This is a genomic window from Microvirga solisilvae, from assembly GCF_022808595.1.
Classification (GTDB): Bacteria; Pseudomonadota; Alphaproteobacteria; order Rhizobiales; family Beijerinckiaceae; genus Microvirga; species Microvirga solisilvae.
Map to the genome: position 1 here is coordinate 115,079 of NZ_JAKUCN010000003.1, position 12,111 is coordinate 127,189.

A 12,111-nucleotide genomic window follows, 5' to 3' on the forward strand; every position below is an offset into this window, starting at 1 on the left:
GTTGCTGGAATTGCGGAAACTTAACCCTGCCATGTGCAGAAGCGTACGCTTTCCTTGCGCGACCTGCCGCTCTGTGGCAACGCTCGCGTAACGATCAGAAAACGATCATAAGAGGATACGCGCATGAAGCTGGAAACGCCGACCAGCGGAAGCGAACTGACGGCCGAGGCCGTTGCGGTTCTGGAAGCCGGGCACAAAGCCATTCCACCCACCTTCGTTCGCGATCTCTATGGGCGCGTGCCGCCTGAGGATCTCGCCGCGTATTCGCCGTCCGCCCTCGCGGAACTGGCTGCGGCGGCTTACGAGCATCTCAAGGCGCCGCGCGCCGGTGGCGGCGAGGATGTCCGCCTCATCGATCTCGAAATCGAGCGCGAGGGCCGCCGCAGGGATGTGACGGTTCTCGAAATCGTCAACGACAACATGCCGTTCCTGCTTGATTCGACCCTCGCCGAGCTGGTCGATCAGGGCTACGAGCCTTATCTCGTCGCGCATCCCATCCTGGCCGTCGAGCGCGATGCTGAGGGCGCTCTGGTGCGCCTGATCGGCGAGGCCACCGCCGTGGCGCGTCATGGCGTGAAGCGCGAGAGCTTCATCCATGTTCACCTGCCGCGCATCGACGATGCCGAAACGCGTGATCGCCTCATCGAGGCCATGCGTCGCGTCCACAAGGACGTGTCGCTTGCCGTGCACGACTGGCCGTCCATGCGCGCCCGCGTCACGGAAATCGTCCAGAATTACCGTCTCAACCCGCCGCCGCTGCCGGACGACGAGGTGCGCGAGGCCGTGGCTTTCCTCGATTGGATCGCGCGCGACAACTTCACCTTCCTCGGCCTTCGCGAATACCGCCTGCCGAAGGATGACACCGCCGCCGATCCGGTGGAGGGCTCCGGTCTCGGCCTGCTGCGCGATCCTTCCGTGCGCGTTCTGCGCCGTGGTCGCGAACTCGTGGCGATGACGCCCGAAATCCGCGCTTTCCTTGAAAAGCCGCAGGCGCTCATCATCACCAAGGCGAATGTGAAATCCCGCGTTCACCGCCGCGCGCATCTCGATTATGTGGGCGTCAAGCTTTTCGATGCCGATGGCAGGCTTCGCGGCGAACTGCGTATCGTCGGCCTGTTCACGGCGAGCGCCTATACCAACACCACGGCGGAAGTGCCTTATCTGCGTCACAAAGTGGCGAAGGTGGTAGCCCGCGCGGGCTTCGATCCGTCGAGCTATGCGAGCCGCGCCCTTCTCAACGTTCTCGAGAATTATCCGCGCGACGAGCTGTTCCAGATCGACGAAGAGACGCTTTATCACTTCGCCATCGATATCATGAACCTGTCGGAGCGTCCGCGTGTTCGGGCGCTTCCGCGCGTCGACGAGTTCGACCGCTTCGTCTCGGTTCTCGTCTTCGTGCCGAAGGACCGCTACGACACCAGCGTGCGCCACCGCATCGGCCAGTTCCTCGCGGGCATCTATGAAGGCCGCGTTTCCGCATCCTATCCGGATTATCCGCAAGGTCCCCTGGCGCGCACTCACTACATCATCGGCCGCGACGAGGGCGAAACGCCGGACGTTTCCCGCGACACCCTGGAGAAGGGCATCGCCGCCATCGTGCGCACCTGGAGCGATTCCCTTCGCGACCAGCTCGACGAGACCATGGGCGGCGCCCGTGCGCGTGGCCTTGCCACGCGTTACGCCGAAGCCTTCAGCGCGGCCTATCGCGAGGCCTTCGGCGCCGAGCAGGCGATCAAGGACATCGCGCTCCTGGAGCAGCTCTCCGAGGCGCGCCCGCGCGCCGTCGATCTCTATCGCCGCGAAGGCGATGACGACACGCGCGTTAACCTGAAGGTGTTTTCGCGCAATGCGGCTTTGCCGCTCTCCGACCGCGTGCCGCTGCTCGAGAATCTCGGCTTCCGCGTGGTGAACGAGCGAACCTACCGCGTGATTTCCACCGGCGTGTCGGGCATGGACCGTGTGTGGCTCCACGACATGGCGCTGGAGCGCGCAGCTGGTGGTGCTATCGATATTGACGAGATCCAGACGCTGATCGAGGCGGCCCTGCTCGCTCTCTTCCGTGGCCTTGCGGAGTCGGATGGTTTCAACCGTCTGGTGCTCGAAGCGGGCCTCGGCTGGCGCGATGTCGCCATGGTGCGCACGCTGGGCCGCTATCTGCGTCAGATCCAGGTCGCCTACGCGCAGGATTACCTTGCCGACACGCTGGCCCGCCATTCAGAGATCACGAAGAACATCGTGAAGCTGTTCTATGCGCGCTTCGATCCGCGCCATGCCGGCAATGCCGAGGCTGAAGCGGCTGTCCGTGCGGCCATCGAGGAGCAGCTGAAGAACGTCACGAGCCTCGACGACGACCGCATCCTGCGCCGTTTCATCAACCTGATCGAAGCGGCTGTGCGCACCAACTTCTTCCAGCTGGAAGGCAACGGCCTGCCGCGCCAGACCATCGCATTCAAGTTCGAATGCGCGAAGGTGGAAGGCCTGCCGCTGCCCAAGCCCCTCTACGAGATCTTCGTTTATTCGCCACGCGTCGAAGGCGTGCATCTGCGCTACGGCAAGGTGGCGCGCGGCGGCCTTCGCTGGTCCGACCGTCCGCAGGATTTCCGCACCGAGGTGCTGGGCCTCGTGAAGGCGCAGCAGGTGAAGAACGCGGTGATCGTGCCGGTCGGCGCCAAGGGCGGCTTCGTGCCCAAGCACCTGCCGCCCGCGAGCGACCGTCAGGCCTGGCTCAACGAGGGCACCGAGAGCTACCGCATCTTCGTGCGCACGCTCCTGCAGCTCACCGACAATATCGAGGGCGATCGCCTCGTGCCGCCTGCCGACACGGTGCGCCACGATGGGGACGATCCCTATCTCGTGGTCGCCGCTGACAAGGGCACGGCCACTTTCTCCGACACGGCGAATGCGCTCTCCATCGAAAAGGGCCATTGGCTCGGCGATGCCTTCGCCTCCGGCGGCAGCCAGGGCTACGATCACAAGAAGATGGGCATCACCGCACGCGGTGCCTGGGAAGCGGTGAAGCGCCACTTCCGCGAGATGGACATCGATATCCAGACGCAGCCCGTGACGGTGGCGGGCGTGGGCGACATGTCCGGCGACGTGTTCGGCAACGGCATGCTGCTCTCGCGCGCCCTGAAGCTCGTGGCGGCCTTCGACCATCGCGACATCTTCCTTGATCCGAATCCGGATCCGGAAACCTCGTTCAAGGAGCGCGAGCGTCTGTTCGCCCTGCCGCGTTCGAGCTGGCAGGATTACGACAAGTCGCTCATCTCACAGGGCGGCGGCGTGTTCCCGCGTAATGCGAAGTCGATTCCGCTCTCGACAGAGGTGCAGGCACTCCTGGGCCTCCCCCAGGCTCAGGCAACGCCCGCCGAGGTGATGACGGCGATTCTGAAGGCGCAGGTGGGTCTGCTCTGGTTCGGCGGCATCGGCACCTACATCCGTTCGTCCTCCGAAACCGACGAGCAGGTGGGCGATCGCGCCAACGACGCGATCCGTATTGCGGGTGTGGATGTCCGCGCCAAGGTGATCGGCGAGGGCGCCAATCTCGGCATGACCCAACGCGGCCGCATCGAAGCCGGACAGAATGGCGTGCGCCTCAACACTGATGCCATCGACAATTCGGCGGGCGTGAATACTTCTGACGTGGAAGTGAATATCAAGATCGCACTCACCACCCCTGAGCGCGATGGACGTCTGCCGGAAGAGGCGCGCAACACGCTTCTCGCCGACATGACCGACGAGGTTGCGGGCCTGGTGCTGCGCAACAACTATCTGCAGACCCTGGCGCTCTCGCTCTCCGAGCAGCGCGGCCTCGCCGATCTTGGTTTCGCGCGCCGTCTCATGCAGATGCTGGAATCGCAAGGTCGTCTCAACCGCAAGGTGGAGTACCTGCCCGACGACGCAACGCTCACCGAGCGCGCCCGTCGTGGCGAGGCGCTCACGCGCCCCGAACTCGCGGTGCTGCTCGCATACGCCAAACTCTCGCTGCATGACGAATTGCTTGAGAGCGCGGTGCCCGATGATCCGTATCTCGGCAAGGAGCTGGACCGGTACTTCCCGGCCGCCATGCGCGAGCGTTTCCCGGATGCGATTGCAACACATCGCCTGCGCCGCGAGATCATCGCGACGCAGCTCGCCAACGCCATCATAAATCGCGGCGGCCCCACCATGGTGGCGCGCCTCGTGGATCAGACCGGTGCCGACGCACCGACGATCGCGGCAGCCTATGCGGCGACCCGCGATGCTTTCGGCCTGACCGACATGAACCTCGCCATCGATGCCCTCGACGGCGTGGTGCCGGGCGCGCTGCAGCTGCGTCTCTATGGCGAGTTGCAGGACCTGCTCATGAACCGGATCGTCTGGTTCATCCGCAACGTGGATTTCAGCACGCATTCCCTCGACACGATCATCGGCGCCTATCAGGCCGGTATCGCGGACGTGGAGCGCGGCCTGCCGACAACCCTGTCGCCTGAGGCTCTCGAAGCCCTGAATGCCCGCGCGAAGGCGCTGATCGATCAGGGCACGCCTGAGGCGCTCGCGCGCCGCATCGCGGCTCTGCCCGATCTCGTCGCGGCGCCCGATATCGTGCTGACCGCACAGAAGACGGGCAAACCCGTGAGCGACATCGCGCGCACGCATTTCGCGCTCGAGGCCGCGTTCCGTCTCGGCGCGCTCATCGGCGCGGCGCATGAGATCAGCGTCAGCGATTACTTCGACCGCCTGGCGCTCGACCGTGCCGTCGACAGCATCGCCTATGCCCATCGCGGCCTGACGGCGGAGGTCGCCGCAGGCGATCTCTCCGGCACGGAAGCGGTCCAGGCCTGGAGCGAAAAGCGCGGCGCGGATGTGAGCCGCATCCGCGGTGCAGTCGACAGCATCGTGTCATCGGGCCTCACGCTCTCCAAGATCACCGTGGCGGCGAGCCTCCTCGGCGATCTGGCGCGGACATCGTGATGGGATCATCGAGGTGAGCGGGGGCGAAGTGCAGGAAAAGCCTGCTTTCGCCTCGCGCCCCGCGATCCTGGGCTGGCTGCTCTTCGATTGGGCCTGCCAGCCCTTTTTCACCCTCGTCACCACTTTCGTCTTCGCGCCCTATTTCGCGGCATCCCTCGCGCCCGATCCGGTGACGGGCCAGAGCCTCTGGGGCTATGCGACGGCGGCAGCGGGCTTCGCGCTCGCCATCCTCTCGCCGGTTCTCGGCTCCGTCGCCGATGCGACGGGCCCGAAGAAGCCGTGGATTTCGGCTTGCGGCCTCGTGCTATTCATCGCTTCCTTCGCGCTCTGGTATGCCGCGCCGGGCCAGCCGAACGCGATTCCAATCGCCCTCATCGGTTTCGCCTTCGCGACAATCGCGGTCGAAGTGGCAGCGGTGTTCAACAACGCCATGATCCCGCATCTCGTGCCGCCGGAGCGTTTCGGGCGCCTCTCCGGCGCCGGCTGGGCGATGGGCTATCTCGGCGGCTTGGTGTCGCTCGTGATCGTGCTGGGTTTCCTCGCGGCGGATGCGGGTAGCGGCAAGACAGTGCTTGGCTTTGCGCCGCTCTTTGGACTCGATCCTGCGGCGCGCGAAGGCGACCGCATTACAGGCCCATTTTCGGCCCTGTGGTTTCTCATCTTCGTGATGCCGCTCTTCCTGTTTACGCCCGACATCGCGCGTTCAAAGTTGAAACTGGGTGAGGCTGTGCGCCATGGATTGGCGCAGGTGAAAAACACGCTCACCGACGCGCGGCGGCATGAGGGCGTGCTGCGCTTCCTCATCGCCAACATGGTCTATCAGGATGCGCTCGTCGCACTCTTCGCCTTTGGCGGAATCTACGGAGCAGGCGTCTTCGGCTGGCAGGCGACGGAGCTCGGACTCTTCGGCATCCTACTCACCATCACCGGAACCATCGGCGCGCTGATCGGCGGCCGCCTCGACGACCGCTTCGGCGCAAAGCCCGTGATCATGGGCGCGATCCTCGTGCTCGCGCTCGTCTGCCTCGGCGTGCTGTCCTTGGGGCGGGAGCACATTCTCTTCGTCATCCCGACCGTGCCGGCAGGCGAGGGGCTTTATGCGAGCACGCCGGAAAAGCTCTTCGTCCTGCTCGGCCTCGTCATCGGCTCCGTCGCTGGTCCCTTGCAGGCTTCCTCTCGCAGTCTACTCGCGCGGCTCGTTCCACCGCGCGAGGCCGGGCGCTACTTCGGATTGCTCGCCTTGTCCGGAAAGGTCACGTCCTTCCTCGCGCCGCTCGCGGTGGCGGTGGCGACCGCGATCTTCCAAACGCAAGCCGCAGGACCAGCGGTGCTGATCCTGTTTCTTTTCGCGGGCTTTATTCTGCTGAGCGGCGTGAAGCGGGCGTGAACTATTCCAGCGTCACGGCGGTGCCGCTGACGGTGACCATCATCATGCCTTCGTTCTTGCCGATCGCGCCGTAATCCATGTGCACGCCCACGATGGCATGAGCCCCGAGACGCTGCGCTTCCTCGATCATCTCGTTCAAGGCGGTATCGCGCCCGTCGCGCAGCACGCGCTCATACGAACCCGAGCGCCCGCCCACCACATCGCGGATAGAGGCGAAGAAATCGCGAAAGACATTCGCACCGAGAATGGCCTCGCCCGAGACGATGCCGCGATAAGCGGCAATGCGGCGGCCTTCGATGGAGGGCGTGGTGGTGACGATCATCAGGGTCTCCTTTTGATGTCGCATATATGGGAAGCGAAAGGAGAAACGTCATCCCGGACGGAGCGAAGCGCAGATCCGGGATGACGCCATTAGCTTAGTGACGGAAGTGCCTGTGGCCGGTGAAGACCATGGCGAGGCCGGCCTCGTCTGCGGCCTTGATCACCTCGTCGTCGCGCATGGAGCCGCCGGGCTGGATCACGGCGGTAGCGCCGGCTTCCGCGGCAGCGAGAAGGCCGTCCGCGAAGGGGAAGAAAGCGTCGGAGGCGACGACCGAGCCCTTGGCGAGGGTCTCCGGCAGGCCTGCTGCTTTCGCGGCTTCCGCGGCCTTCCAGGCTGCGATGCGGGAGGAATCGACGCGGCTCATCTGGCCGGCGCCGATGCCGACGGTCGCGAGATCCTTCGCATAGACGATGGCGTTCGACTTCACGTGCTTGGCGACGCGGAAGGCGAAGCGCAGGTCCGCGAGCTCACGCTCCGTGGGAGCGCGCTTCGTCACCACCTTCAGGTCCATGGCATCGACCACGGCGTTGTCGCGCGACTGAGCGAGGAATCCGCCCGCCACGGTGCGCAGCGTCAGGCCGGCCTGGCGCGGATCGGGCAGGGCGCCTGCAAGCAACAGGCGCAGGTTCTTCTTCGCGGCGACGATGGCGATGGCCTCTTCGCTGGCGTCGGGCGCGATGATCACTTCCGTGAAGATCTCGGTGATGGCTTTTGCTGCTTCCGCATCGAGGGTGCGGTTCATGGCGACGATGCCGCCGAAGGCCGAGACCGGATCGCAGCGCAGGGCCTTCTCGTAAGCCTCCACGAGGTTTGCGCCTTCAGCCACGCCACAGGGATTGGCGTGCTTCACGATCACGATGGCCGCCGAGCGCTCGGGCGCGAATTCCGCAACCGCTTCGTAGGCGGCGTCGGTGTCGTTGATGTTGTTATAGGAGAGCTGCTTGCCCTGCACCTGACGCGCGGTGGAGACGCCGGGGCGCTGCTCGGGCGTGCGGTAGAAAGCGGCGCTCTGGTGCGGGTTCTCGCCGTAGCGCATGACTTCCGCGATGGAGCCGCCGAGCGCGCGGAAGGGCGGGGTGGCGTCACCGAGTTCGCTGGCGAACCAGTTGGAGATCGCCGCGTCGTAAGCTGCGGTGCGGGAATAGGCCTTCTGCGCGAGGCGGCGGCGGAGCGTGTAGGTCACTGCGCCGTCATATTGCTTCAGGTCGTCGAGAACGGCAGCGTAGTCGGCGCCGTCCACCACCACCGCTACGTCGCCGTGGTTCTTGGCGGCAGCGCGGATCATGGCAGGGCCGCCGATATCGATGTTCTCGATGCAGTCGTCGTAGGGGCGACCCGCGGCGACGGTGGCCTCGAAGGGATAGAGGTTCACCACCAAGAGATCGATAGGCTGGATGCCGTGGGCCAGCATGGCGGCCTGGTGCTCAGGATTGGCGCGGATGCCAAGAAGGCCGCCATGGACGGACGGATGAAGCGTCTTCACGCGCCCGTCCATCATCTCGGGAAAGCCCGTGAGATCGCTTACGTCCTTCACGGGCAGACCCGCCTCGCTCAGCGCCTTGTGCGTGCCGCCGGTGGAGACCAGCTCGATGCCGCGCGCGGACAAAGCACGGGCGAAGTCCACGAGGCCCGTCTTGTCGGATACGGAAAGCAGAGCGCGGGAAACGCGCTTCAGATCGCTCGGCATGGCGGCCGCTCCATGAAGGGGTAAAGGATGCGGGCGCGATAGCACGGGAGGTCCCGGATGGGAACCGCGAAGGGTGGCGTTCCAGGCTTTTGAGGATGGATGACGCTCAGAGATCGATGCCGATCCTGGGCAGAATCCAGAGGGTGACGAGATAAAGTCCCATGGTCAGAAGGCAGGACAGCGCCAGGGAAAGCCAGAACCCGAGTCCATGCCGGAGCATCATCGGAAAGGCGAGAAACATCGGGAGGGACGGGAGGACGAACCAAAAGGTCGCTTGCGAATGGCTGGCGATGCGCTCCAGGTCGGAAGTGTCGCGCCACAGCCAGATGATGCCGAGCACGGAGACCAGGGGGAGCGAAGCAATGAGCCCACCGAGCCCAGGGCTGCGCCGTGCGACCTCCGAGATGATCATGACGAGGACGCCTGAAACGGCTGCTTTGATGATCAGGTAGGTCATGGTTGCATCGCTTCTCAATTGGCGTCGGAAGCGCAAATAGCTCAGGAGGTGGAGCATTCCATGAGGAGCAAGGGGCCGAGCCAGGAATTCAGCCCCAGCGTTTCGCCATCCAGACGCGGTCGTGTCCCGGCGGGCGATCCTTCAGGCGGCCGATCTCCGCATAGCCCTGCTTCTCGTAGAAGCCGATTGCCTGGAAGGTCGACGTCGTCAGCTGCGAACCGATCGCGCCATGAGAACGGGCTGCATCCTCGGCGAGATCCAGCAGGCGCGAGCCGTAGCCTTGACCGCGCAGGGCTTCATCCACCCAGAAGTGATCAATCTGAAGCCAGCAGAGAACGATGTTCCCTCGAATGCCGCCGCGGACGCGGTTGCTGGCATCGCGTATCATGAGGGTCAGAGGAACACGCGGCAAGTTGCCGGTCTGCTCGATCATGTGAGCCCGCAACCCGGCTGTGATGTCGTCCGCTCCCGGAGGATCGGCTTCCTTAAGTATATCGATTCGCATGGTATTCCTTGGTTCGAAGGAGCGCATGACAGACTTCTGCCGCCCGCTCCTGATCGCACCCTCTGCCTGGAGAATTGCTTATAGTTTAAATCGCTAAGGCTATCTCGATAGCATTCTCAACGCTCTATGCGCTGGGCGAGATCTCACAACGGCTTGCACGGACGGGGTATCTCAACCTTGGGCCTTTCGCCTCAACTTGCGAAGCTGACGGATTAAGAAGCTGAGCGCTAAGAGAAGGGAGGCAAACCACAATACGGTGAAGCCGATGCCGAGAATCTTCTTTGGTGCTGCCACCATCATTGAGATCAGGATCGGGCTTTCAAAAGTCCAGTAGAGAGCCCAAGACAGGAGTCCGCCGATGATCCTATCATTCCATGTCCCATTGCACATCACGTGGAAAATCAGATCGGACGCGAAGAAGCACCCATCAGGACCTGGATATTGATTGCTTTCCGGAGCGAAGATCAGCATCAGTCCTATCGCCGTGAGAGCGAAGGCCCACCAAGTCGCCGAGAGTATCTCCAGCCAACGTATTGCTATTTTGATTAACATGCGAAACTGAGTAGCATGCTTCGTGGCCGGCTTAAACTGATCAGCCCACTATTCTATGCCTACTGCCCCGACCCTGCCGACGACCGTTGCCTGGCGCGCAATCTTACATAGCCGATGATCGTCAGGATCAGCCAGGCCGTCTGGGTGATGAAGGAGGGCAGGTTGAAGTCGTAGATCAGGGAATAGAGGATCAGGAGAGCGCCCGTTCCGTTGAGCAGGGCATAGCGTCCGTCCTCGACCTTCAGGATGCCGAGCTGCAGCAGGCCATAGGCCGAGAGATAGGCTGCGACTCCGAACAGTCCGACGATATCGGCGATGCTCATGATGCTTGAAGCCTCACAGCAGGTCACCCGTCGTGCCCGCAGGCTGGCTTGGGTTGAAATTGCGGGCGAGGCGCTCGAAGCGCCAGCGGACGGAAGGGGTCTCGCTGGGACGAAGGCTTAGCACGATCTGTTCCGTGCGGCGCATGCCATCGGAGGCGGCGAGGAACACGCTGTCCTCCACCTGCGCTTCGACGGGAATGGCCGTGAACTGCCAGGCTTCCTGGTTCGGCAGAACCAACATCACCACGCGCCCGCCTTGAGCGCGGCTCGCTTTGACGCCGGGAGCGAGATGGAAGCGGATGACAGCCTCCGCCGAGGCCGTCGCGGTGCCTTCACCCCAGAAGACATCCTCGCCCTCCAGGCTGTTGCCTTTCGGCGTAAGCAGCAGCCGCCGCTCATGCGTCAGGCCGAAGCGACGGCGATAGCCGTCATGGCTTGCGGTGAGAACCTGCGCGTGCTCCCGCTCGCTTCTCTCCGCCGTGACCTTTTCAGGGCCTGAAAGCACGACGGGGCCGATGCGGCGAAGAAGCCAGCGGGCGATCCGGCGATTGAACCAGCCGCCCCTGTCGCCCACCATCTGGCAGGACGAGATATCGTTGACGGAGGCTGTCGAATGGGCCGCCGTGGAGCGCGAGGCCTGGATGATCGTGTCATTGGCAATGCGCGGCGTGCCGCAATTGACCACGATGCGCTGCGAGGCCGACGAGAACTCGAAGGAAAGGCTGCCTGCGCCCGCTTCCGTCGAGAGCGGTGTCGATGGCGGCGCGCCCACATCCACCACGAGCAGCGTGCGTCCGGCTTCCAGCCGCTCGTAACCCGTATAGGGCGCATGCTGGATCGGCTGGCTGCGCATGTCGTCATAGGTCAGCAGCGTGGCGAGATGGTCCGCTGCCGTCACGCCCATGCCGTTGAAATGCGAAAGCGTGCCGTCGCCGTGGCGGAACATGCGCACCATGGGCAGCATGCGATCGATGGCGTTGAGCAGCGCTTCCGGCGTATCGACCTCGCGGCTCGCGAACATCTGGCGCAAGGGCAGAAGATCGAAGAGCAGATCGACGATGACGCGTGGATTGCGGCTTGCATGTCCGCCATCGGCGAGAACCTGGCGCTCCAGCTCACGGGTGAGCAGACGGCTCGCGCGGCGCAGATGGCGGTCGAGACCTTCGCAGCACAGGCCCGCATAGCACAGTGCAATCGCCGCCATCAGCTGCTGCTGCGGCAGCGCGCCGGAGCGGATATGACGCTCCAGCTCGCGCACATGTTGGCCGATGAGGCGTAGGAAGCGCTGATAGAAGGCATGATCCGCGCCCTCCAGGATCAGCGGCGACTGGCTGATGAAGGACATCAGCCGCCTTGCGATCACCTGCGTGTCGCAGGCGGTGCATTTGTCGCCGAGTTTCGAGGAGACGAACTCGTCCACCAGCGAGCGGGCATTGGCTTGGGCAAGTGCGGTGCCGGCGGCGCGCAGATGGCGCAGCCAGCCGAAACCGTAGAGCGCTTCGGCCCAGGCGCGGCTCGGCGGCGCGAATGCGAAAGGCGAGCGGCCGCTCGTGGTGATGGCGCGGCCTGCGAAGGCGAAGAATCCGGAATAGATGTCGGTGGCGATGGTGGGATCGGCGGTGCGCAGATCCTGCGGCGCGAAGAGCAGGCGCGTGGGCATGGGCGCTCGCGAGAACAGCTTGGACAATCCCCAGACCGTTCCGCCACGCATGGCGCGGCCTGCCTCGGAAAAGGCAAGCTTGTACAAACGCCAGCGATCCGGCCCGAAATCCACCCGTGGCGCTCCCTTTGGGTTCATTCTCGTCCGCGCCAGCATAGAGGGCAGTTCCTGCTGACAGGTTAACAACGCGTAAGCAGGCCGTGTTGTGATCGGTATCAACAGAAACAGAGCCTCATCCCGAGAACGCGTGCCATGCAGGCGTCTC

General features: G+C 64.1%; 9 protein-coding genes. 2 read left to right on the forward strand and 7 right to left on the reverse strand.

Annotated elements, in window-relative coordinates; translation table 11 throughout:
• The first annotated feature begins 123 nt into the window (after positions 1-123).
• Together MJ639_RS07855 and MJ639_RS07860 are read left to right on the forward strand one after the other, a co-directional pair.
• Entirely contained in the window at positions 124-4,953 is a 4,830-nt protein-coding gene (locus tag MJ639_RS07855; RefSeq protein WP_243370064.1) for an NAD-glutamate dehydrogenase, read from the forward strand.
• A 13-nt stretch (positions 4,954-4,966) separates the two neighbouring features.
• Positions 4,967-6,340, forward strand: coding sequence for an MFS transporter (locus MJ639_RS07860; protein ID WP_243370066.1), 1,374 nt, complete (start codon positions 4,967-4,969; stop codon positions 6,338-6,340).
• Between the two features lies 1 nt (position 6,341).
• On the opposite strand, the gene MJ639_RS07865 is transcribed toward MJ639_RS07860, so the two are convergent.
• From MJ639_RS07865 to MJ639_RS07895, 7 genes are all read right to left on the reverse strand, one after another.
• Positions 6,342-6,662: a heavy metal-binding domain-containing protein gene (locus MJ639_RS07865; RefSeq protein WP_243370068.1), complete on the reverse strand. Its 321-nt coding sequence runs from the start codon at positions 6,660-6,662 to the stop codon at positions 6,342-6,344.
• Positions 6,663-6,756: 94 nt separating this feature from the next.
• On the reverse strand, positions 6,757-8,349 hold the full coding sequence (purH, locus tag MJ639_RS07870; RefSeq protein ID WP_243370069.1) for a bifunctional phosphoribosylaminoimidazolecarboxamide formyltransferase/IMP cyclohydrolase: 1,593 nt from the start codon (positions 8,347-8,349) through the stop codon (positions 6,757-6,759).
• A 106-nt stretch (positions 8,350-8,455) separates the two neighbouring features.
• Entirely contained in the window at positions 8,456-8,806 is a 351-nt protein-coding gene (locus tag MJ639_RS07875; protein WP_243370071.1) for a DUF3147 family protein, read from the reverse strand.
• An 88-nt stretch (positions 8,807-8,894) separates the two neighbouring features.
• Positions 8,895-9,311, reverse strand: coding sequence for a GNAT family N-acetyltransferase (locus MJ639_RS07880; RefSeq protein WP_243370073.1), 417 nt, complete (start codon positions 9,309-9,311; stop codon positions 8,895-8,897).
• Positions 9,312-9,482: 171 nt separating this feature from the next.
• A complete protein-coding gene (locus MJ639_RS07885) occupies positions 9,483-9,782 on the reverse strand; it encodes a hypothetical protein (RefSeq protein ID WP_243370075.1) in 300 nt (99 codons plus the stop codon).
• A gap of 140 nt (positions 9,783-9,922) precedes the next feature.
• Positions 9,923-10,186, reverse strand: coding sequence for a CBU_0592 family membrane protein (locus tag MJ639_RS07890; RefSeq protein ID WP_243370077.1), 264 nt, complete (start codon positions 10,184-10,186; stop codon positions 9,923-9,925).
• Between the two features lie 13 nt (positions 10,187-10,199).
• Positions 10,200-11,984, reverse strand: coding sequence for a heparinase II/III family protein (locus MJ639_RS07895; RefSeq protein WP_243370079.1), 1,785 nt, complete (start codon positions 11,982-11,984; stop codon positions 10,200-10,202).
• Between the last annotated feature and the right edge of the window lie 127 nt (positions 11,985-12,111).